The organism is Parajatrophihabitans canadensis (assembly GCF_053764775.1).
On record NZ_CM132445.1, the window covers coordinates 1,457,389 to 1,479,866 of the forward strand.

22 protein-coding genes are annotated in these 22,478 nt (G+C 64.4%); 14 read left to right on the forward strand and 8 right to left on the reverse strand.

The window, feature by feature from the left end; translation table 11 throughout:
- Positions 1-44 precede the first annotated feature (44 nt).
- Both tcuB and tcuA read right to left on the reverse strand, forming a co-directional pair.
- Positions 45-1,190 carry a tricarballylate utilization 4Fe-4S protein TcuB gene (tcuB, locus tag ACSMXN_RS07035; protein WP_022914076.1) on the reverse strand — a complete coding sequence of 382 codons (1,146 nt, stop codon included), beginning with the start codon at positions 1,188-1,190 and terminating at the stop codon, positions 45-47.
- Positions 1,177-2,607, reverse strand: a complete 1,431-nt coding sequence (tcuA, locus tag ACSMXN_RS07040; RefSeq protein WP_051148944.1) for an FAD-dependent tricarballylate dehydrogenase TcuA — start codon at positions 2,605-2,607, stop codon at positions 1,177-1,179. Before tcuA ends, tcuB begins: the two co-directional genes overlap by 14 nt.
- A 234-nt stretch (positions 2,608-2,841) precedes the next feature.
- Here tcuA and ACSMXN_RS07045 point away from each other — a divergent pair, with 234 nt between their 5' ends.
- Positions 2,842-4,326: an aldehyde dehydrogenase family protein gene (locus tag ACSMXN_RS07045; protein ID WP_022914074.1), complete on the forward strand. Its 1,485-nt coding sequence runs from the start codon at positions 2,842-2,844 to the stop codon at positions 4,324-4,326.
- Between the two features lie 20 nt (positions 4,327-4,346).
- Here ACSMXN_RS07045 and ACSMXN_RS07050 read toward each other — a convergent pair whose 3' ends face one another.
- Positions 4,347-5,546, reverse strand: coding sequence for an ROK family transcriptional regulator (locus tag ACSMXN_RS07050; protein WP_022914073.1), 1,200 nt, complete (start codon positions 5,544-5,546; stop codon positions 4,347-4,349).
- Between the two features lie 138 nt (positions 5,547-5,684).
- Here ACSMXN_RS07050 and ACSMXN_RS07055 point away from each other — a divergent pair, with 138 nt between their 5' ends.
- The 12 genes from ACSMXN_RS07055 (at position 5,685) to ACSMXN_RS07110 (ending at position 15,708) form a co-directional block, all read left to right on the forward strand.
- Positions 5,685-6,626, forward strand: a complete 942-nt coding sequence (locus tag ACSMXN_RS07055; protein ID WP_027139619.1) for an ROK family protein — start codon at positions 5,685-5,687, stop codon at positions 6,624-6,626.
- Positions 6,623-7,759 carry an SIS domain-containing protein gene (locus ACSMXN_RS07060; protein ID WP_155958433.1) on the forward strand — a complete coding sequence of 379 codons (1,137 nt, stop codon included), beginning with the start codon at positions 6,623-6,625 and terminating at the stop codon, positions 7,757-7,759. The genes ACSMXN_RS07055 and ACSMXN_RS07060 overlap by 4 nt, the downstream gene beginning before the upstream one ends.
- A gap of 254 nt (positions 7,760-8,013) precedes the next feature.
- On the forward strand, positions 8,014-9,018 hold the full coding sequence (locus ACSMXN_RS07065; RefSeq protein ID WP_196811335.1) for a TIGR03619 family F420-dependent LLM class oxidoreductase: 1,005 nt from the start codon (positions 8,014-8,016) through the stop codon (positions 9,016-9,018).
- Positions 9,019-9,058: 40 nt separating this feature from the next.
- Entirely contained in the window at positions 9,059-9,484 is a 426-nt protein-coding gene (locus ACSMXN_RS07070) for a DUF3830 family protein (RefSeq protein WP_022914069.1), read from the forward strand.
- A 7-nt stretch (positions 9,485-9,491) separates the two neighbouring features.
- On the forward strand, positions 9,492-9,905 hold the full coding sequence (locus tag ACSMXN_RS07075; protein ID WP_022914068.1) for a hypothetical protein: 414 nt from the start codon (positions 9,492-9,494) through the stop codon (positions 9,903-9,905).
- A 3-nt stretch (positions 9,906-9,908) separates the two neighbouring features.
- Positions 9,909-10,322, forward strand: coding sequence for a hypothetical protein (locus ACSMXN_RS07080; protein WP_022914067.1), 414 nt, complete (start codon positions 9,909-9,911; stop codon positions 10,320-10,322).
- Positions 10,323-10,329: 7 nt separating this feature from the next.
- Positions 10,330-11,334: a glucose-6-phosphate dehydrogenase (coenzyme-F420) gene (gene fgd / locus ACSMXN_RS07085; RefSeq protein WP_022914066.1), complete on the forward strand. Its 1,005-nt coding sequence runs from the start codon at positions 10,330-10,332 to the stop codon at positions 11,332-11,334.
- Positions 11,335-11,379: 45 nt separating this feature from the next.
- Positions 11,380-12,432 carry an acetamidase/formamidase family protein gene (locus ACSMXN_RS07090; RefSeq protein ID WP_022914065.1) on the forward strand — a complete coding sequence of 351 codons (1,053 nt, stop codon included), beginning with the start codon at positions 11,380-11,382 and terminating at the stop codon, positions 12,430-12,432.
- Between the two features lie 105 nt (positions 12,433-12,537).
- Positions 12,538-13,419: a transporter substrate-binding domain-containing protein gene (locus tag ACSMXN_RS07095; protein ID WP_022914064.1), complete on the forward strand. Its 882-nt coding sequence runs from the start codon at positions 12,538-12,540 to the stop codon at positions 13,417-13,419.
- Between the two features lie 75 nt (positions 13,420-13,494).
- Entirely contained in the window at positions 13,495-14,325 is an 831-nt protein-coding gene (locus ACSMXN_RS07100) for an ATP-binding cassette domain-containing protein (protein ID WP_022914063.1), read from the forward strand.
- On the forward strand, positions 14,325-15,065 hold the full coding sequence (locus ACSMXN_RS07105) for an amino acid ABC transporter permease (RefSeq protein ID WP_022914062.1): 741 nt from the start codon (positions 14,325-14,327) through the stop codon (positions 15,063-15,065). Before ACSMXN_RS07100 ends, ACSMXN_RS07105 begins: the two co-directional genes overlap by 1 nt.
- 1 nt (position 15,066) lies before the next feature.
- Positions 15,067-15,708, forward strand: a complete 642-nt coding sequence (locus ACSMXN_RS07110; protein WP_022914061.1) for an ABC transporter permease subunit — start codon at positions 15,067-15,069, stop codon at positions 15,706-15,708.
- 13 nt (positions 15,709-15,721) lie between these two features.
- On the opposite strand, the gene ACSMXN_RS07115 is transcribed toward ACSMXN_RS07110, so the two are convergent.
- The 5 genes from ACSMXN_RS07115 to ACSMXN_RS07135 all read right to left on the reverse strand — a co-directional run bounded on the left by ACSMXN_RS07115 (position 15,722) and on the right by ACSMXN_RS07135 (position 20,199).
- A complete protein-coding gene (locus ACSMXN_RS07115; RefSeq protein WP_022914060.1) occupies positions 15,722-16,567 on the reverse strand; it encodes a class II fructose-bisphosphate aldolase in 846 nt (281 codons plus the stop codon).
- Complete coding sequence (locus ACSMXN_RS07120) at positions 16,564-17,508, reverse strand: PfkB family carbohydrate kinase (protein ID WP_022914059.1); 945 nt, start codon at positions 17,506-17,508, stop codon at positions 16,564-16,566. Before ACSMXN_RS07120 ends, ACSMXN_RS07115 begins: the two co-directional genes overlap by 4 nt.
- Positions 17,505-18,410, reverse strand: a complete 906-nt coding sequence (locus tag ACSMXN_RS07125) for a sugar isomerase (RefSeq protein ID WP_022914058.1) — start codon at positions 18,408-18,410, stop codon at positions 17,505-17,507. Before ACSMXN_RS07125 ends, ACSMXN_RS07120 begins: the two co-directional genes overlap by 4 nt.
- Positions 18,407-19,354: a carbohydrate kinase family protein gene (locus tag ACSMXN_RS07130; protein WP_022914057.1), complete on the reverse strand. Its 948-nt coding sequence runs from the start codon at positions 19,352-19,354 to the stop codon at positions 18,407-18,409. The genes ACSMXN_RS07125 and ACSMXN_RS07130 overlap by 4 nt, the downstream gene beginning before the upstream one ends.
- 71 nt (positions 19,355-19,425) lie before the next feature.
- Complete coding sequence (locus ACSMXN_RS07135; RefSeq protein WP_022914056.1) at positions 19,426-20,199, reverse strand: DeoR/GlpR family DNA-binding transcription regulator; 774 nt, start codon at positions 20,197-20,199, stop codon at positions 19,426-19,428.
- 207 nt (positions 20,200-20,406) lie between these two features.
- On the opposite strand from ACSMXN_RS07135, the gene ACSMXN_RS07140 reads away from it, so the two are divergent.
- Positions 20,407-22,470, forward strand: a complete 2,064-nt coding sequence (locus tag ACSMXN_RS07140; protein WP_022914055.1) for a phosphocholine-specific phospholipase C — start codon at positions 20,407-20,409, stop codon at positions 22,468-22,470.
- The last annotated feature ends 8 nt before the right edge of the window (positions 22,471-22,478 follow it).

Consider the following 22,478-nt stretch of genomic DNA (forward strand, 5'->3'; position numbering starts at 1 on the left):
CGTTACTTCGCATGCTGCTGTTGTGGCTCGGTATTGTGCCCGCGTCATTTCGCGTTACTGGATCGCTCGACGTTGTCGCGCACGAGCGCCTCGAAGCGGAAGATGACGTGGATGAATTTGCTGTACGGCGCCATGGCGAAGGCCTGGATCACGGCCGCCAGATGGATGAGCAGCACGATCCCGTAGGCGGACGTCTCGCGGGTGAATAGGGTTGCTAGCCCCGACGCGCCGAGAAAGGTGAGCGCGGCGAGCAAGCCATAGTCCTTCACCGTCATGGCGGCAACGCTCGTGACGGTCGACGACTTCGACTTGAGGTAGATCAACCCGCCCCCGCCGAGCACGAGTCCGAAGCCGCCGATGGTTCCGGCGAGCACCGGAACGGAGAGCCAACTGTACGGAGGGTCGATCCCGAGAATGTCCTGCTCGATCCCGGCAGCAATCGTCGAGACGAGGCACAAAGCGAAGCCGTACGCGAGCAAGCTGTGCAACCAGCGTCGGACCGGGGAAGGCTTGTCGTCCTCGGGGTAGTAACAGTCGACGCCGCCCCCACGCAGGTAACGCAAGGTCGCGGCGTACCAGATCGCCTGGCCCACCGCTCGGGCAGAAATTGGCGGCTTTCCGGTATTCACCTCGCTCCAGAAACGGCGGCCAGCCACGAACATGACCGCGACCGCATACACACCGGCGGCGAGCATGATCGCGAGCAGCGCGGGGTAGGGCACCAGGTCGTACGGCGAGGCAGCTGCGGGGTGGGCGGTGACCAGCGCCGGCCAGCCCGAGTAGGCCACCGCGACCGCTAGTAGTAACAGCGCCGAGCCGACGGCCGCGAGGACGAGGCCGGTCCAACCCCGTAGCAGGCGCGGTACCCGGGTCGGCCATACGTAGCGGTCGTAATCCAGAACGCGGACCGCCGCCAGGGCCTTCGGAACATCGATCGCGAACTCGTGCGGCGCGTCATACATACAGGCGTCGAAGCAAGCTCGACAGTCGTGGCAGAGATTGGCCAGCTGGCTGATGTCCGATCCCTCAAGTACGCGCCGACGTTCCAACGCAGGGAACACCGCACACAGGCCCTCGCAATACCGGCATGCATTGCACACCGTCAGCTGCCGGGTGGCTTCGGACACCAGCAGATCCAGCGATGTCCGGCCCCCCGGGTCGAGTGGCGGTGTGGCTTCAGCGCCCGGCATATGTCGCCACCTCATTGCCGGCGCGGCGACCCCACACACTGCCGATGGTCATCCCGAAGCCCGCCAGATAGCCGGTGCTGAGGATATTTCCGGACATGATCTCGCCAGCGGCAAATACGTTCTCGAACGCGGTGCCGTCCTCTCGTCGTACCCGACTGTCCGTACCGACTTCGACGCCCATGTAGGTAAAGGTGATACCGGGGCGCATCGCGATGCCGTAGTACGGCGTGGTGTCCACGCGTTGCGCCCAGTGCGATTTCGCCGGGCTGAGACCGACGGTTCGACAGTCGTCCAGGATCGTCGGGTTGAATGTTCCGGCTACGACCGCTGCGTTATAGGTGTCCACAGTGGCCTGGGCCGTCGGGCCGTCGAGGCCAAGCTGGGCTGCCACGTCAGCGACCGAGTGGCCGGTGGTGACGCCATACAACGGCGGTAGGAACTGGTGGTTGACCTTCTGATCCCAGATCGCATACGCGATCTGCCCAGGTTGCTTGGCGATCAACTGACCCCAGATGGCATACCGTTTCGGCCAGATTTCTTCACCTTCGTCATAGAACCGCTGGCCATGCATGTTCAGCGTTACTCCGAAGGGAACCGTATCGAGTCGGGTCGCGATGCCGCCGTCGAAGCGAGGGGCCCGGGCGTCGAGCGCAATGGCATGAAAACCGCGTTCTTGGCCGGCCCTCGCGGCACCCGCGTCGAACAATCGAGCGAGGATATGCCCATCGTTGAATGGCGTACCGCGGATGATGTAGTTGTCGACGGCGTCGCCCCAATACTGACGTAACCAGTCGAGGTTGGCCTCGAAGCCGCCGCAGGCACAGATCACCGCTCGGGCTCGAATCTCAACCCGACGCCCTGCATGCTCAGCGACGACCGCGGTGCACCGATCTCCGTCGAACACCAAGTCTTCGACCTTGGTGTCGTAGCTGACCTCGATGCCCGCTCGCGTAGCGGCGTAGCGGTAATAGGAGTTCAGCAATGCCTTTCCGCCGCCCAGGAAGAACCGATTGGTGCGGCCGAGGTGCAGGGTGCCGGCCAGCGGTTGCTGCCATCGGGCTCCGTGGCTATACATCCACGACGGCATCGATTCGGATTCCTGCACCGTCAGACTAGCTATCTCTTCGTTGCTTGGTCCCTCACCGACGCTGCACAGGTCTCGCCATAGCTCGTCGTAGCTGTATTCGCCGCTGTTGTAGTCATCGGCGGCATGAACGCATCGGATGTTACGGGTGTGGCGGGTATTGCCGCCACGCATGCGCCGTGGCGCGCGCTCCAGCACCAGGACGCGCAGGCCGCGTTCTTCCGCCGCTATGGCGCTGACGATGGCCGCGTTGCCGCCACCGATGACGACCACGTCGTGTTCAACGTCGGCCCAACGCGGTGCAGGCCCATGCGGCTGGGTGTGGTGCGGCAGGGAGTCTGAACTGACCACAGACCGTCCTTCTTCGAGTAGACAACTGCCGACTGGGGCGTCTTCAGGGCTCGTCGGGGAACAGCTGACGAACTTAGCAAGGAGTCTTTATTAAAAGTCTTTTGCGGTCAAGCTGTCTCGTGTAGCGTCGTTGTGGCGGCGCGAGTTCCTCGCCATGCCGCGATAAAAACATCTAGCCAGGTCGCCTCGGCGCGATGCTCAATCTGGAGGCAGCGCATGACCCTCACCCAACAACTCCCGGCTCTGGACGGTCCGTTCGTCACGGCAACTACTTGGCCAATGCTCATTGGCGGCGAGTGGGTGCAAGCTCAATCCGGTCAGCTGATCGATGTACTTGACCCGGGCACCGAGGAGTTGGTTGCCCAGGTACCGCGAGCACAAAAGGAAGATGTCGACGCGGCTGTTGCTGCAGCGCGCGAAGCATTCGACACCGACCGCTGGATGGGGATTCCCGCTCCCCAACGTGCCGAGATCATCTGGAAGATTGCCGACCTGATCGAACAGAACATCGAGGGGCTTGCCCGGCTCGAGAGCCGTGACAACGGCATGCCGCTGGCCTCCGCTCGCGGCGGCGTGAGCACAGTTACTCGGGTTTTCCGCTACTACGCCGGCTGGGTCGACAAGATCGGCGGTCGCAGCCTGGAGTTGGTGTCGGGCGGACGCCCCTTCCACGCGTACACACTCAAGGACCCGGTCGGCGTCGCGGCGCTGATCGTGCCGTGGAACTTCCCGCTGCTGATGGCGGCCTGGAAGGTTGCGCCTGCGCTCACCGCAGGATGCGCCTGCATTCTCAAGCCGGCCGAAGAGACCCCGCTCACCGCCCTCTGGCTCGGCCAGCTGTGCATGGAGGCTGGTGTGCCGGCCGGTGTGGTGAACGTTCTCACCGGCTACGGTCACGAAACCGGCGCAGCCCTCACCGCCCACGATGGCGTCGACAAGGTCGCGTTCACGGGATCGACGGAGGTCGGTCGTGAGATCATCCACGCGGCAGCCGGCAATCTCAAGAAGGTGACTCTCGAGCTCGGGGGCAAGTCGCCGGTGGTGATCTTCGACGACGCTGACATGTCTGCCGCGATTCCGGGCGCCGCTGCGGCGATCTTCTCCAACTCCGGTCAGGTCTGCACGGCAGGCTCACGGCTGTTCGTTCAGCAGGACCGCTATGAAGAGGTGGTCGACGGGATCGCCGACATCGCCAAGGGCATGCGGGTCGGCTACGCCACAGACGCGGATGTGCAGATGGGCCCGCTGATCTCGGCGAAGCAGCGCGAGCGTGTGCTCGGCTACATCGAGTCCGGCGTCGCCGAAGGCGCCACGGTGCGGACCGGCGGCCAGACGCGCGACCGAGGCTACTTTGTGGAACCGACCGTCCTTGTCAACGCGAATCCGACCATGCGTGCGGTGCAGGAGGAGATCTTCGGTCCGGTCGTTGCCGCGATGTCCTACGACGACATCGACGAGATCGCCGCCCGGGCCAACGACAGCATCTACGGCTTGGCAGCCAGCATCTGGACGAAGGACGTCAGCAAGGCCCACCGCGTCGCGCGGGCCATCAAGGCTGGACGCGTAGGAATCAACGTTCACGGTCTGTCGGACGTCACCATGCCGACGGGCGGATACAAGCAGTCTGGCTGGGGACGCGAACTCGGCCCCGAAGGCCTGGAGAACTTCCTCGAGACCAAGTCGGTGTTCACCGGACTCTGACCCGGCGCGGACGATCTCCCTCAGCTTCGGGGGAGATCGTCCAATTGCCTGGCAAATACGACGTCTTGCGCCTTTTCGACGCCGATGGCCATCGCGCCTCGCAGTACTGCGTCGCCGCCGAATCGGCCACTTTCGACTCGGCAGCGCAGCGGGGTGATCTTCTCCAGAGTGCGGTCGATATCGCGCCTGAGCATGTCGAGGTTCTGACCGATGCCACCGCCCAGAATGATGAGTTGCGGGTCCAGCAGGGCGGTAATGCTGGCGATCGCGTAGGCCAGATTGCGGGCTTCGGTCCGCAGAATCTGTCGCGCTACCTTGTCGCCCGCCCGCGCGCTCGCGAAGACATCGGCGGCGTGGAAGTCTTCACCCAGCCCGCGGGACCGAGCCTCGCTGACCACCGCATCGGCCGCGACCGATTCCTCGAGGATGCCCCGTCGGATCTCCCCGGGCGTGTTGACCTGGCCGATGGGTAGATAGCCCAACTCGCCGGCGGCCCCGGTGTAGCCACGGAAGATCTCACCTTGGAGCACGATGCCAAGCCCGACGCCACTGCCGATCGTCAGGTAGATGAGCGGATCCGAATCCTTGCCGGCGCCGTAGGTGTACTCGCCGACGGCGGCGAGGTTGGCGTCGTTCTCGATGGTGATCTCGGTGCCGATGCTCTCAGCGAGCGCCTCTACGATGCCCGGCTTGCCCCAGCCGGGCAGATTGCCCGCGTAGGTCAGACGGTTCTCGTGCGGATTGAACACACCAGGTGAGCCGACCACCGTGTGGGTGACCTCGTCCGGACGCAGGCCGGCAGCCTCAACGGTCTGGTGAACCGACCGTGCGATGAGTGAGACCAGGCCGCGCCCCGTCCGAGCGGTGTTTGGTACGTCCATCCGCTGCAGCTCGGCCGCCGCCAGGTCGGTCACCAGCACGCGGATCCAGTCTCGCCCCACATCCACGCACGTGACCGTGCCGGCGGCGGGATTGGCCTCATAGGTAAGGGCAGGACGTCCCGCCCGCGAACCGCGCGTCGGGAAGGTGCGCACCAACCCCGCGCGAGCCAGATCGTCCAGCACTGCAAACACGGTTGGTTGGGACAACCCGATTCGCCGGGCAAGATCAGGACGGGTGGTTGGGCCGTGCTGGAACAACGTGTGCAACAGCAATCGCCGGTTGGTGTCCCGTAGTACCGACGGCGCCTGAGCAGGCTGCAAAGCGTTGTTACGCGACATGTGTGGCGGTCCTGTCGTCGAGTAGTCGTGCGAGCTGAAAAGAGCTTACGGCGTGCTGGGTCTATTCGGAGCTTGACAGACCAACACCCATTTATAAATACTCCTGAATATGTGCACGACACCTGCTACGGATCTCGCTTGACGCCGCCAGTCGCCGTTCTAGGAGTGGATATCGGCGGCACAAATGTGGAGATTGCGTCAGCGACTTTAGACGGGCTCGTGCTTGAACGAGTCAGAATAGCCACCCAGGCAGAGCGGGGGCCGGCCGAGACGATCGATCGGATAATCGCCGTCGCCCAGGGCATTATTGATCAGACACTGGCTCGCCACGGTCACACTGTGGTGCGCCACGCGGTCGTCGTACCTGGCGTCGTTACCGACGGGCGGGTGCACTATTCGCCAAACCTTCCGGGCTGGGAGCAGATCGCCCTGGCCGAGACGTTTGAGCAGCGCTTGCCCACGGAGTCGGTGCCGCTCTTCAACGACGTTCGGGCAGGTGCGATCGCCGAGCTGCACCGCGGAGTTCTGCGGGGCGCCGACCCGGCCGTCTACGTCAACATCGGCACCGGACTGGCGGCGACATTCGCCTTCGGTGGCCGCATACTAGAAGGCGCGCACGGCGCGGCCGGCGAGATTGGCTATCTCAAGCTCTCCGATCGCCTTGACGTGCGGGGCGACACTCTCGACGCCCCGATGGAGGACTTCGTGAGCGGCAAGGCGCTCGGTGATCGCATCAGTTCGATTCTGGGTCGGCCGGTGGATGCCCGCCTCGCCTTTGCGCAGCAAGACCCAGTGAGCCAGCAGGTGATTCATCAGATGTTGTCGGTCCTTGGGAAGGCGCTTGTAGATATCGCGGTGCTACTCGACCCTGAGCGGATCGCGATCGGCGGCGGCCTGGCACAGGCCGATGTGATGCTGCCAGTCTTGGCGGCTTATCTGGCTAATGCCGTGCCTTATCCGCCCGAGCTGTGCGCAGCACATTTCACCGTCGATGCGTCCTTGCACGGAGCCATCACACTGGCAGCGATGGCGTCCGATCCGACGGTGAGTGAGCTGCAACTGAATGGGGAACTGTTGTGAATACAGCGCCCGTGGGTCGCAAGCTCGGTGGTCTCATGGAAGCCGAGATGGCCGAGCAGCCTGCTGCGCTGCAAGGACTTCTCGACCGTCGCGCGGACCTCGCTGGTCTTGTCGAGACGATCGCGCCGGATGAGCTACGGGGAATAGCGTTTCTCGCGCGGGGCTCTTCGGACAATGCGGCGCTACTGGGTCGTTACGCGGTGGAGTTGCTGACCGGCCTCCCGACGACACTCGTCGCCCCCAGCATTGCCACGCGGTACGGCGGCAGCTACGAGCGCTTTCGTGGGTTCCTCCTGGTTGCCCTTTCGCAGTCAGGACGTACGCCCGAAATCGCTACGGTGAGCCAGCGCTTCCGAGCCGATGGCGTACCTGCACTGGGTGTGACCAATGACCCGGCCGCGCCGCTGGCCGACGCGGTGGACGGGATCTTCGATCTGCGCGTCGGTCAAGAACGTGCAATCCCGGCGACGAAGACGGTCACGGCTCAAATGCTGACGCTGGTGCTCTTGGCCGATGTCATAACCGATCTCATAACCGATGTCCCAACCGATGTCCCAACCGATGTAACAGCCGAACGGGGCACCGCGGCGCGGATCGATGCGGGCTCGGTTCGTTCCGAAACGGCAGCATTACCGGCCGTGATCGCGACGATCCTGCGAGATAGCGGATCGGTCTCCGCCGCCGCGGACCGCCTTGCCGACGTGACGCGGATGGCGGTGATCGGACGAGGTCCGACGTTCCCGGCCGCGCTGGAGACCGCCCTGAAGCTTCAAGAAACCACAGGCAGTCTGGCCCATGGCTACTCGGCGGCCGACTACCAGCACGGCCCGATCGCGACGGCTGCGAGCGGGACGGTGCCGGTATTGCTGGCCGGTGGGCAGGACGGAGACCTTCGGGAGCTGCAACGGCGCCTCACTCAACTCCGACAGCCGTTTGCCGTGCTGGGTGAACTCGGTGAACTTAGCCAAGGGCGCGAAGATCGGGACGTGGTCACGAGTTCTGCCGCGGCCGACTTGTGCCGAGCGATCGAGGCAACCGTGCGCGGCCAACAGCTTGCCCTGATGCTCTGCCGGCGTCGGGGTATCGACCCCGACAGCCCGGCAAACCTGAACAAGGTAACGGCCACGAACTGATGGGCAACGGTCTTCGGACATCCCTGTTACCGATCTGCTTGAGACCTTGCAATACGGCTGTTACATGAGACCGTTGACAAATCCAGAAGCGTTAATAAATACTCCTTAAAATCAAACTCAACATGTTCCGCGAACAACGATCGCCCTCGGGCGTGAGAACCGTGGCGCCGTCCAGCTGACGGCGCGTAACGGCGTTCCCTCTTGCGTGGTGGTTGTTATGGGCATCGCACGGCAGTAAGGACGAGGAGATGGTGATGGCGTTGCAGGTGAGTACCGGGCTGCCGAACTGTCGTGAGGGGCGCCTGCATCCCGTCGGCGCGGTCGACACGACCTGGCTCGCCGACGTCGCTCAGGCTGCGGAGGAACTCGACTATCACTCGCTCTGGCTCAACGAGTTTCTGTCGACCGATGTCAGCGTGACGCGAGCGTTCGATGCGCCCCCGTCGTACTACGACCCGATTGCGACGATTGCGTTCCTGGCCGCGCGCACCGCAGCCGTTCGCTTCGTACCGAGCACGGTCGTGCTGCCGCTGCACGAGCCGTTGCTGTTGGCTCGGCAATTCGCCACCCTCGATCATTTGTCGAATGGTCGGGTGACCCTCGGAGTCGGACTGGGCGGCAGCGCGGAGGAGTTCCGCCGGCTGCGCGGCGACCTGGCCAGCCCGAATCGCGGCCGGATGCTCGACGAGTACCTCGCCGCGTTGCGTCTGCTGTGGAGCGAAGAACGTACGGCGAGCTTCGATGGTGAGTACGTGAAGTTCGAGGCCGTCGAGCAGTTTCCCAAGCCGCTGCAGAGTCCGTTGCCAATCTACCTGGCCGGAAGTGCCGATGCGGTACTTGAGCGTATCGCCAAGTACGGCAATGGGTGGATCGACACCGTGATGTCGGCAGAAGCCGTGAGCGCCAAGCGCGATCAGCTGCGAGAGCTGTTGACCCAGGCTGGATCCTCGGTGACGGATCCTGCAATCACCCGGCAGTTCTACATCTCGATTGCGTCATCAGCCGACGAAGCCGCGAAGAATCTGGCCGAATCGCTGCCCGCCGATCGCCCCGCACAATCAGACGCGACAGCCTCGAATGTCGTTGATATGAGCGTGGTTGGCGACCCTGACCACGTCGGCGGCGTGCTGCGCCGATACGTCGAGGCCGGCGTCACCGAGGTCTGTGCGATCTTTTACGCCCCGGATGGCGCCGCTGCGATGAGGCAAATGGAGATGTTCATGTCCGAAGTTGTCCCGCAATTGGTCGACGGCGCATGACGAATCCGATCCGCCTGTGCCCAGCTATGAAAGGATTTTGATGGATCTGCAACTGACCATCGGTCAGGCCAGCGGCCCCGTTCGGCTCTGGACCGAGTTCTCGCCGAACGCGATCGCGGTGCTCACTCGCGGCCTGCCGGTCGCGGGCGACCTGACGCACTGTAAGTGGAGTGGCTCGGCATGCTTCATCACGCTGCCGACGGATCCGTTCGCCGAGGTGGCAGAGCATGAGTATCCGGCCATCACGCTCTACCCCGGCACGCTGGCGCTACGTCTCACAGACCCGTTCGCGCCGAATCCCGAACTGTTGATCTCCTATGGGCAATCGGAGCACCGGTGGCCTGAGGGCCCGAAGGCCGTCACGCCGATCGGCGAGATCGTCGGCAACGTCGACGAACTCTTCGCCGCCCTTTCCAGTTGTGCGACGACCGGTCAGACGCCATTCCAACTTTCCCCGAAAGGATGACCAGGACGTGACGCGGAGATTCACCGTTCGAGTAGGCGATGTCGAGGCGTCTGCGCTGCTTCACGACGACGCTCATGAGTTTGCTGACCAGTTCTGGAATGCGCTGCCCATAGCGGGCACCTGCCGTCAGGTGCACTGGAGCGGTGAGTGCGGCTATCTCAAGGACGAGAAACTCGTCAACACCGAGCCAATCCGTCATCGCCCCATCTCCATGTATTCAGCTGGCGTAATCGCGATGCGACCTGCTTGGGGCGAGATCGCACTCGCCTACGGCGAGTCGCAGGCTCGTGACGAGCACCGGATCGGCGCGGTCGCCGTTCACCTCGCCACCGTCGACACCGGTCTCGCCGAGTATCTGCAGGTGCTGGCGGCAATGCCCTATACGGGCGAGGTCGCCTACAGCATGTCGAAGGAGAGCTAGCCGATGGCCATCGAGATCAGAGTTGGCGACGTTAGCGCGCGGATAGACCTGTGGTCGGATAAATCGCCGCGCTCGGTAGAACGTTTCATCGCTGCCTTGCCGTCAGACCCGGTGCAACTCGTGCCGAGTGTATGGTCCGGAACGGCAATGGAGGTCGTCCTCCCGATTGCGGGTGATTGGCTGGAGCCATCTGAGATCCTGGGGTGTTCGCTCTACCCGGGAATGGTCGCCATCCGGCAGTGGCCAGGCGAGGTGATGCTCAGCTTCGGGACCGCCGAGAGTCGTTCAGCCGCTGGCCGCGAATACTGCGTCGTGGTCGGGCGTATCCGCGAGGGATTCAGCGAACTGGCGGCGGTCTTGGGGACCAATGTTGCGGTTGGTGCGCTGAGTGCGACGTTCCACCAAGTGGAGGACTGACCCTCAGATGGCACTCAAACTCGGATACAAGGCATCGGCCGAACAGTTCTCGCCAACCGACCTGCTGGATTTCGCTGTCCAGGCTGAACGCTGCGATTTCGACTCGGTGTTCATCAGTGACCACCTCCAGCCGTGGCGTCACAATGGCGGGCACGCGCCCGCCGCGCTGCCCTGGTTGGGCGCTGCCGCCGCAAGGACTGAGCGTGTCATCCTCGGCACCAGCGTCCTCACGCCGTCCTTTCGTTATCACCCGGCCATCGTGGCGCAAGCGTTCGCCACGCTCGGCTGTCTCGCCCCCGGACGAATTGTCTTGGGCGTGGGCTCGGGGGAGTCGATGAACGAGGTGCCGCTCGGTCTTGTCTGGCCCGAACCCAAGGAGCGATTCGCCCGGCTGAAGGAAGCGGTCGAATTGATCTCGCTGCTGTGGACCGACGAGCGAGTCACCTACGACGGGACGTATTACTCAACTGAGCGGGCAACAATCTATGACCGGCCCGAGCAGCGTGTTCCGATCTACATCGCAGCGTCGGGACCAGCCGCGACCAGGCTCACCGGTCGGGTGGCGGACGGATTCATCTGTACTAGCGGCAAGCCCGCTGCTCTCTACACCGAGACGCTGCTTCCGGCGCTCGCCGAGGGCGCTGCGAAGGTCGGCCGGTCACGTGACGATCTCGATCTGATGATCGAAATGAAGGTGTCTTTCGATACCGACGTTGACCGCGCGCGCGACGATACCCGCTACTGGGGGGCGCTGGCGTTGTCCCAAGAGGAGAAGGTCGACGTCGAGGACCCGGTTGAGATGGAGCGGCTGGCCGATGCGTTGCCCGTTGAGCGGGCCGCGAGCCGGTGGATTGTGTCAGCCAATCCCGACGACCATGTCGAGGCCATCAGCCGCTACGTAGCGATGGGCTTCCGGCATCTCGTCTTTCACGCGCCTGGCCCCGACCAGAAGCGATTCCTCGACCTGTACAGCAAGGAGGTCTTTCCGGCGCTTCGCGCCATGGATGACTGAAACGACAGAGTCGCTACTCGATGACGCAGAAGGAGGAGCCCCCGAATGAGCCAGCCCGCGCAAGTGATTACGCCATACCTGCACGACCCGGAGGCTCCGCCGTCTTCGCTCAGCTATGTGTTCGGTGGCGCTGAGCCGGTGGCGTCGCTCGCGGCGGGGTCGGTCTTATCGACGTGGACCTGGGACTGCTTCGTCGGCCGGATCCAGTCCAGCGCGGATCGGGTCAGCGAAAACTGCGACCCGAGAATGCTCAACCCGCAAACCGGACCGTTCTTCATCGACGGAGCCAAGCCGGGGGACGCCCTGGCCATCCACTTCGTCACCATCGAGCCGCGCAACAGTTGGGGCGTGAGCGCAACCGTGCCGTTCTTCGGCGCGCTGACGACCACACACCTTACGGCCGGCTTGCAGAGCGCACTACCCGAGCTGACCTGGTATTACGAGATCGACCGGGCGGAACGGTTGGTCCGCTATTCGGCCCTCGACTCGCCGTACACAGCAGACCTTCCTCTCGACCCGATGCATGGAACGGTGGGCGTTGCTCCCGCGCTCGGTGAGGTGCGATCGAGCTTGGCCCCGGGGGACTGGGGCGGCAACATGGACACGCCCGAGATGCGAGCGGGTACGACCTGCTATCTGCCGGTCAACGTCGAGGGGGCACTGTTCAGCTTCGGTGATGGCCACGCGCGCCAGGGCGAAGGCGAGGCCTGCGGAGTAGCCGTCGAATGCGCGATGGACACCGTCCTGATCGTCGACGTCGTCCGCGGGCAGACCATTGGATGGCCACGGCTCGAAGATGACCAGTACCTGATGACGACTGGGTCCGCACGACCACTCGAGGACGCCTTGCGGATCGCGCACACCGAACTCGTCAATTGGACCGCGGAACTGACTGGTCTCTCGATCATGGACGCCTATCAGCTTGTTTCGCAGACAGCCCTAACTCCAGTCGCCAATGCCGTCGACACGACCTACACCGTCGTCGCCAAGTTACCCAAGGCCATCCTCAAACTGCCGCCGGCGATGTCAGGAATGCACCAGCGGATGCGGCGATCAGCTGCAGCCGTCAAGGACAACCTCGGTTCACAACGACCGTGACCGACGGGCACAACTCAATCAACACAACCCACGCTCCAGAAGGGGGCACCGCACATGCGCAGTCGCAAAGCAAGAAGTGCGCGCTTAGGCATACTCATCGGCGCGGTGACCAGCCTGGCATTGGTCCTGGCTGGTTGCAGTAGCTCTGGTGACAAGGCATCGGGAGGCAGTTCTGCGTCCGCATCCGGTGGTTCGGCGAGCGCAAGCAAGGCGAATTTCTCCCTGACCAGCAACGGAACGCTCACCGTCGCGGTGTACGGAAGCAACCCGCCCTATCTGACCATTGAGCCTGACGGTTCGCTGGGCGGCGTGGACGGCACGCTGATCAATGGCTTCGCACAATCCCAGGGACTGAAGGTCACCCCGTACAAGACCACGTTCGCCTCCTCGATTCTCGCGGTGGAGCAGAAGAAGGCCGACATGGCCACCTACCTCTTCTACACTGCTGACCGATCCAAGAAGATGTACTACACCTTGCCCTTCTTGGGTGACACCGTCGTGATGTTCACGCAGAGCAGCTTCGATTGGAGTGGCCCGGACTCGATGAAGGGCCACACGGTCGCCGCGGTTGCGGGCGAGGTCTGGGCGCCATATCTGCAGAAAGCGTCCGGAATCAAGGTCAAGCTGTACCCGGACGACCCGTCGGCTGCAACTGCGTTCTTGAACCATCAGACCGACGGGCTGGTCAACGGTACGGCCGCTGCGGTCATCCCGCCTTTGCAGGGCAAGACCGGATTCGCCGTGCATCCACTGGTCGCCGGTGACTACGGCCTGCCCGCCAACACCATCACGAACGTGTCGTACAACACCGTGGCATGTGACAACAAGTCGTTGGCACAGGCCTACGACGATTACGTGCAGAAGTACGCAGATTCCGGGCAGCTGAAGACGATGACCGCACAGGAAGTCGCCAAGGCGGTCGGAACCGGCAGTGCTACGCTGCCAAACCTTGCTCCTGAGCTGAAGCTGCCTGCGCAGGGCTGCTGAACCTTTCCGGCGAGGTCAGGTGTGCTCGATGGCAATACCGTCACCGCTACTGATGATTAGTCCGAGGAGGTCGTCGTGACAACGTCGGCAGTGCAAGCCCCCGTAATCAGTGCGACTGGTATCGGCAAGACGTACGGTTCGATTCAGGTGCTGCAGGGTGCCACACTCGAGGTCAAACGTGGCGAGATCGTCTGTGTGATTGGGCGAAGCGGATCGGGCAAGAGCACCTTGTTGCGTTGCTTGAACGTGCTGGTCGAACCGACCGAAGGCGAGCTCGCCTTCGGCGGTCGACCGGTCGCCCATTGGCCGCAGCGCCGAGGTTTATTCGGTGGCTACCGCGCGCGACGGGAATTCTGCAAGCACCGGCGTCGCATCGGGATGGTGTTTCAGCACTTCGAGCTCTTTCCGCACATGACGGCGTTGCAGAATGTGGCGGCTGGACCGCGTCACGCGCTTGGCGTGGACCGTAAGGTGGCGCAGGCCAGAGCCCGTGAGCTACTGGCCAGGGTTGGACTTTCCGAGTTCGAGAAGGTTAAGCCCGGCAGGTTGTCAGGTGGGCAGAAACAGCGTGTCGCAATCGCGCGAGCCCTTGCGATGCAACCCGAATTGCTGCTGCTCGACGAGCCGACATCGGCGCTTGACCCCGAGATGGTGAGCGGCGTTCTCGATCTGCTCGTCCAGCTTGCGCAGGACGGCATGACGATGATTCTCGTGACCCACGAGCTGGGTTTCGCGGTCAAGGTGGCTAGTCGGGTCATCGTTGTGGACGAGGGCCAGATCGTTGAAGAAGCCACCCCGGCAGAGTTGGTCCGGGCGCCGAAGACGGACGCGGCGCGTTCGCTGATCGGCAGCCTCACTGCCTACCACCTCACGCCAGAACAGGCTGCTCCGTCGGGAGATCACTGATGCAGTGGTCGTGGTTCACCACCCTGCTCGGCGCGCTGAAGATTACCCTCGAGCTCACTGCGATCGTCACGGCTGTCGGGATCGTCTGGTCGCTGGTGGTTGCCGCGGCCACGTTCTCAGAGGTGAAGGCGGTAGCACGACTGGCGCGCTTCTACATCGACATCATGCGCAGCATTCCGCTGCTCCCCGCGCTGGTTTCCGTCAACTACGGTTTGGGAGCAGAGCTGGTCCGGTGGAACATCTCCACCTTCTGGATGGTCTTCTTCATCCTGGTACTGATCGAGTCGGGGTATACGGCCGAGGTGTATCGAGGAATCTTCCGGGCGATGCCGGCTGGGCAGTGGGAGGCGGCCCGCAGCCTTGGTTTGAGCTGGACGCAGATCATCATTCGGGTGGTGATCCCGGTCAGCGTTCCGGCCCTGATCCCGGTCAGTGTCAACAGTTTCGTGTTCACGCTGAAGGACACGTCGCTGGCATCGATCGTCGCCCTGCCCGAGGTGACCCTGGCTGCGACCACGCTGGTGTCGGAAACGTTCGAGCCGCTGAAGGTCTACATCCTGCTGGCGGTCGTGTACCTAGGGGTGTCCTTACCGGTTATGGGCCTGGCTTGGCTGCTGCAACGGTTCACTGGGGATCGGGTGAGCTGGCGGCGACCGAGAGTGCCGCTGCGTTCGGCGGTCGTGGCTGGCGGGCCGGCAATGCAACCGTCGCTGCTGGCGCAACGCGGTGAGGAGAACTGACATGGATCTCGCAGCCTTGCTCAAGGCCGGCATCGTCACTCTCGAGCTCACGGTGGGATCGTGGCTGTTCGCCGTGGTGCTCGGTGTGTTGCTCGCGGTGCTGCGCCATCTGGGCGGTCCGCTCGTCGCGGCTATCGTCACTGTGTACGTCGCAGTGTCTCGCGCGCTGCCGCAGTTGGTGTTTCTGTATCTGATCTATTTCGGCCTGCCCGAGGTCAACATCAACCTGCCGTCGAAGCTGGCGGCCATCGTCGGGCTGGGAATGACCGAGGCAGGTTTCATCGCCGAATACTTCCGTTCTGGGATCATCACGGTGGCCGGCATGCAAGAAGAAGCGGGCACGAGCATCGGCTTCGGCCGGCTCACGACCTTCCGGATCATCGTCTTTCCGCAGGCTGCGGTCGTGGCTTTGCCCGCGTTGATCAACTCGTTCATCGGCTTGCTGAAGCTTGCAACCTTGGCTTCCGCGCTTGGTGCACCGGAAATCCTGTACGAGGGAACACTGCAAATCAGCCGCACCGGTCGGGTAGGCGCAATAGCCACGGTTCTCATCGGCGTCTACGTGGTCTTTACCTATCCCGCAATTCGCCTGGTTGGCAGGCTGGAGAGCAAGGTCGCTCGGTGGACGCTCAACTCAGCATGATCAGCCGGGGCGCTCAGGCCAGCACGGTGAGGACCTGGCTGACGGCGTCGGTCATCGCCGCGCGGCCCAGGTTCAGATATCCGCGAGGGTCGACCAGCCCGGCGTCGGCCGTGAGTGCGGCCCGGACAGCCCCGGTCATAGCTTGACCGAGTGCGGTTCCCACGTTGACTTTTGCGATCCCTGCCCGAACCGCGGACTGCAGTTCATCGTGCGGTACGCCGGAAGATCCATGCAGTACCAGGGGAATCGCGAGAACATCGCGCAGCCGGTAGATCAGGTCGATGTCGAGACGCGCGGTTCGTGCCGTCATTGCGTGCTCACTGCCAACTGCCACGGCGAGGGCGTCTACCCCGGTGGCGGCAACGAATTCTGCGGCTTCAGCCGGGTCGGTACGCACGCCGGGCGAGTGTGCGTTATGCGCGGCGTCCGCCTTACCGCCGACGTAACCGAGCTCGGCTTCGATCCAGAGCCCGGCAGCGTGCGCGCGCCTGGCCTCCCGGGCGGTTGCAGCGACGTTATCAGCGTAGGGCAACGCGCCGGCGTCATACATCAGCGAACTGAACCCGGCAGCAGCCGCTTCGCCGGCAAGGCTGGGGTCGGTCACGTGATCAAGATGCAGCCCGACCGGGATTGACGCCGCGCGGGCGAGCTCCGCACACCCGACCGCGAGCGGCCGCAGCCGCCCACCATGAAATAGCACCGCATTCTCGCTGATCTGCAGGATGACTGCGGTGCCGACGTCCTCGGCCGCCGCGAGGATCGCCTCGGCGTGCTCGAGCGTGACGACGTTGAAAGCACCTGCTGCTCGACGCTGTGCCTTCGCCAAGGTGACGATCTCTGAAGTTGATGCGACTGTCATCGCGCTGCCTCCGCATGCTCGACGACGACCCCGGCGCGAAGCTCTGCCAGACGCGTCGCGTCGGCCTCGCCGGCATGCGGGTGCAATACGGCAGCGGACGCGAGGCCCACCGCATCGCGCAGCAGTGCGGCAAAGCCGTTGGCGCTGCGCAGCGCCCTGGTGAGGGGGTCGAGGCCGCAGAGCCCGCTGGCGAGCCCGGCGACCAGGGCATCGCCGGCACCCGTTGGATTGCCCTGCAGAGGCCGAGCCGGACGAGCCCACCAGTCGCCGGTTGGCGAAGCAGCGAATACCCCCTGTGCGCCGAGCGATACGACGACGATGGTCTCATAATCCGCCGCGATTGCCCGGGCCGACCGTTGAATGTCCGCGTCCTGCGTCAATTCGGCCAGCTCGTCCGCGTTCGGCTTCACGATCGTAGGTTTGGCGCGTAAAAGGTCGACCAAGGCCGGCCCACTGGTGTCGACCACCGTGACCGTGTGGGCCTGCCTCGCGTTTCGGACCACGCCGCTCAACGCCTGCGCGGCCGGCCCCTCAGGCAGTCGCCCGCTTACCACGAGGACATCGGCCTGTTGCATGAGAGATTCTGCGCGGCGCGCCAGTTTGCCCCAGTCGGCGTCCGGCACTGGCTCGGTAAGCACCGTCGCATCGCCGGTGTCGTCGACCACCGTGACCGTCGTTCGGGTATCTGCTTCATCGGCAAGCAGTTCGGCAGGGACGCCAAGCGCTGCCAGCTGCTCTGCGAACTCCTTGCCGGCCGGACCACCAATGGGTGCCAGCACTGACACCGGCGCGCCGAGGTCGTGCAGTAGCCGAGCGACGTTCACCGCTTTGCCGCCTGGGCGTCGAGCCACCGACTGCACTCGATTGGTGGTTCCAGGCACCAGCCGTTGCAGGTGATACGTGATGTCGATGGCCGGGCTGGGGCACAGGCACAGGATCACGACAGGTCGGGGAGCACCACTGAGCGAGTCAGGTGGCGCGGTCGGTCGGGATCGAGACCATCCTGTTCAGCGCGCCGTACGGCCAGGAGTTGGGCACGGACCAGGTCGGCTATCGGGTCAAGGTCATCGTCGATGAACGTCGCACCAGTAGCCGAAACGTCATCGGCCAGTCCCGGCTCTGCGGATCCGAACACCCAAACCGAGCGTGTCGGCTCGGCAATCGCGATCGGCCCGTGGCGGTATTCCAGCTGCGGGTAGGCCTCGGTCCACAGCTGAGCGGACTCTCGCAGTTTCAGTGCAGCCTCCAGTGCGATCCCGTATGCCCAGCCAGAGCCGACGAAACTGAACTGGGAGCTTGCCGCGCCGGGAAGCTCGCCAGCGTTGTCGAGCACGGCGATGGCTTGAGCGATGACCTCCTCGAGTGGCTCGCCGAGCGAGCCACGCAGCAGCATCAGTGCTGTGGTGGCGAAGAGGGTCTGGACGACCGATTCCTCGTCGGCGAAGTCGAGCAGGATGGCCTGCTCCGCGCGCTCAGCGATCGGGGTTGCCGCGACCGCCGTTATCGCCGTGACCGGTACGGTGCTGGCTGCCATCGCGCGAATGACCTCGGTCGTGGTGCCTGACCGCGAGATCGCGACGATGCGGTCGTAGCGGCGCGAGACAGGGAACCGGCTGGCGGCGAAGGCATCCGTCTCGCCAGCACGGCTCGCCTCGCGTAACGCCGCGTATGCCTTGGCCATGAACCACGATGTGCCGCAGCCGATTACCGCCACCCGTTCGCCGGGAGCAGGCAGTTGCGCGAGGACATCCGGGAGCATGCGCAGGGCGTTCGTCCATGCCGTGGGCTGGCGGCGGATCTCGTCAGCGGCGTGCGACGTCGGCCTGACAGCATTGGGATTCATCTGTGCTCCCTCGGGATTTTGTCGGGAATCAGGTCGTCGCGGGTCGGCTGTCCGGCGGTGCCACCTACGGCCGCGACGCAGAATGCCCCGGCGAGCGCGGCACGTTCGAGGCATTCGGGTAACGACAGACCGTTCAGCCAACCGTCGAGGAACGCGGCGTCGAAGGTGTCGCCAGCTCCGGTGGTGTCGACCGTTGTGACTGGCATGGCGGACACCACAGTGGTATTGCCGGCGCGATCAACCGCAGTCGCGCCGTCCGCACCGTTTTTCACGACGACCAGTGGCCCGCTGGCTGCTAGCCGGGCCGCTGCGACGTGCGGATTGCGGTCACCGCCGAGTGCGCTCACCTCGGATCGGTTGGGCAGAAGTACGTCCAGGTGAGGGAGTGCAGTCGCTAGGCCAACCCATTCGTTGGCCGGGTCGGCGTTCGTGTCGAGTGAGGTAGTGAGGCCCCGTTTGCGCAGCGCGGCGAGCAGATTTGGCAGTTCGGCCGCGAGTGACGGCATCAAGAAATAGGACGCGAAGTGGACGTGGGCAAGGTCGGAAAGATCAGCCGCGACGGCGGCGACCTCGGCCGCAGTCAAGGTCGGCATAGCCCCGGGGTACGTGAGGATCGCGCGGTCGCCACCATCAGAGAGCACCACCGTAAGCCCGGTCGCGACGCCGGTCCGCTCGATGATGGGTCGCACATCGACGCCGGCGCGGGCGAGCTCGTCGCAGACCTGCGCGCCGTACAGATCCCGCCCGATGGCGGCGACGATGCTCACGGGCCGGCCGAGCCGAGCAAAGCCGTGGCCCGTGATCGCAGCCGAGCCGCCGATCAGAATCGACGCGTCGGCGAGAAGCTGCTCGGCCTGCCCGAATCGGGGGCGGACGTCACCGCGGAGCACGAGATCGGGATTGGCGTCACCGGCGACAAGGACCCGGGCCGCCGAAATGTCCATGCGACGATCATTCCCGGTTTAGCGCAAACTGTCCATAAGCGAGCACATATCGTGATTGATTCTGATCGATATTAGCCACCGAGCTCGACTACATGGACGACGAGGCCTTGGCGTTCGAGCTCACGGAGCAGGGTCGGGTCGGCGTCGGAGTCGGTCACCAAGGCCGAGACCGAGCCGATCTCGCAGATGCGGGCAAACCCGCGCTTGCCGAGTTTGCTGCTGTCGGCGACTACGATTACGCGCTCAGCAGCAGCCACAATGGCGCGATTCGTGTGCGCCTCCACCTCGTGGTGCGTGGTGAACCCGGCCGACGGGCTGACGCCGTCGACACCAATCACTGCGATATCGAGGTTGATGTTGGCAAGCACCCCGTCAGCCAGCGGGCCCACGAGCTCGTAAGACTCAGCCCGCGCGCTACCGCCACAGACCACCAGCTCGATGTTGGCACGAACCGCCAGCTCAGCGGCGATGTTCAGCGCATTGGTGACGATCCGCAGGCCGGCGCGCGAGGCGAGCACTCGAGCCACCTCGGTCGTCGTCGAGCCGCCGTTGAGACCGACAGAGGCCGTCTCAGCCGGCAACAGCTCGCCTACTCGCTGGGCGATGGCGCGCTTGGCGTCGTATTGCTGACCGCCGCGATACCGCATTGGCAATTCGTAAAGAACGCCAGACGCAACCGCGCCACCGTGAGTGCGGGTGAGCAACTTCTGCTGCTCGAGCAGGTGCAGGTCTCGTCGCACCGAGGCGGCCGAGACGTTCAGCTCATCGGCAATGCCGACAACGCTCACCGAGCCGTGTTGGTTCAGCTGCTGCAGAATCAGTCCCAGACGGTCTTCCTGACGCATTCCTGCACGATACGCGCAGAGCCCTGCTCACATTGAGCAGAGAATATCCAGGCACTCTGTGTGCCCCTCCACCCGATCAAACCGGGCACCGGATCACCCGGCACACCACCACGCTTCGGCTGATCGTCGACTTTCGTTTGCCCGGAATTCGCCGCCAATGGGCGAGGGTTGGACGCAACATCCCCAACGCGCGAAGGTTGTGGTCCCATGGCAACGGTTGATCGGCGCCGATTCCTGCAATTGGCCGGCGGTACCGCGGCCGCCACGATCGCTGGCACGATGTTCTCCGACAGCATCGCCCGTGCGGCGGCCATCCCCGCCAACCGCGCCACTGGCACTATCCGCGACGTCGAGCACATCGTCATCCTCATGCAGGAGAACCGCAGCTTCGACCACTACTTCGGCACGATGCGCGGCGTCCGCGGCTTCAGCGACCCGCACCCGGCCCTGCTGCCCAGCGGCAAGAGCGTCTGGCACCAGTCCGACGGCAGCACCGAGACGTTGCCCTTTCGACCCAACGTCGACAACCTGGCCCTGACCTTCATCGAGGACCTCGACCACAACTGGACACCCACTCATGCGGCGTTCAACGGCGGCAACTACGACCAGTGGATCCCGAACAAGACGACCACGGCGATGGCGCACCTGGAACGCAAGGATCTGCCGTTTCACTATGCGTTGGCCGATACGTTCACCATCTGCGACGCCTACCACTGCTCGCTGCTCGGCCCGACCGACCCGAACCGCTACTACATGTGGACGGGCTGGGTCGGCAACGACGGCAAGGGCGGCGGCCCGGTCATCGCCAACGACGAGATCGGCTACGACTGGACGACATACCCCGAGCGACTGCAGAAGGCTGGAGTCAGCTGGAAGGTCTACCAGGACCAGGGTGCGGGCCTCACCGCCCCCGGCTTCTGGGGTTGGACTGGTGATCCCTACATCGGAAACTACGGCGACAATTCGTTGCTGTACTTCCACCAGTACCAGAACGCCCCGGCCAGCAGCCCGCTTGCCCAGCGCGCGCGCACCGGAACCGACGTCAACGACGGCGACGGCTTCTTCGACATCCTCACCGCCGACGTCAAGAGCGGCAAGCTGCCGAGCGTCTCGTGGATCGTCGCTCCCGAGGCCTACACCGAGCACCCGGCCTGGCCTGCCGGCTACGGCGCTTGGTACACCGCTCAGGTGCTGAACGCGCTCACCAGCAACCCCGAGGTCTGGAGCAAGACCGCACTGCTCATCACCTTCGACGAGAACGACGGGTTCTTCGATCACCTGGTGCCGCCGTACCCAAACGTCGGGGGACTGGCCGGGCAGTCGACGGTGTCGACGGCACATGAGTTGTTCAACGGCACCGCCGGCACACCGGGCGGCACCAACGGCGTGGTCGGCCCGTACGGCCTCGGCGTCCGGGTTCCAATGCTGGTCGTGTCGCCGTGGAGCACCGGCGGTTGGGTCTGCTCGGAGACGTTCGACCACACCTCACTGATCCGCTTCATCGAGGCCCGTCATGGGGTGCATGAGCCGAACATCACGCCGTGGCGGCGGGCCGTTTCCGGCGACCTCACCTCGGCATTCGACTTCGGACGTTCGGCCACCAAGGTGCCCAAACTGCCGGACACCTCCGCCTACAAGCCGACCGGCACCGCCGACCCGACCTATCACCCGGTACCCCCGGCCCTGGGCGCACTGCCACCGCAGGAGACGGGCGCGCGGCCCTCCCGCGCGCTCGGCTACCAGCTGGCCGTGGATTTCTCGGTTGTCGGTTCCCAGTTGCGCCTCGGGCTGCGCAATGGCGGCCGTCTCGGCGCGCAGCTGCAGGCCCGCTCGCAGACGATTCCCGGTGCGCCGTTCACCTACACGATTGGGGCGCACCACAACATCGCGGTGGACTTGCCGAATCCGGGCCACTATGACCTCACCCTGCATGGCCCCAATGGCTTCTACCGGCGCTACGCCGGCACGCCGGCCCTGACGCTCGAGGTCGAGATCGCCCCGCACGGACCGTCGACCCTGGCGGTGACCCTGCGACTGACCGGTCACCGACCCGGTCGGGTGAACGTCCGCGTCGCCGACTCGTACGGCAAAACGCGCACCGTCGCGGTCGATGGCCGGCCCAGCACGTACGTGGTCGACACCGACCACACTGGCGGTTGGTACGACCTGACCCTCACTACATCGGCCGATCCGGACTTCGCCTATCAGCTCGCCGGTCGGCTGGAGACTGGACGTCCGTTGAGCAGCGACCCGCAGCTCGGCCGCGGCTGATTCCCTAC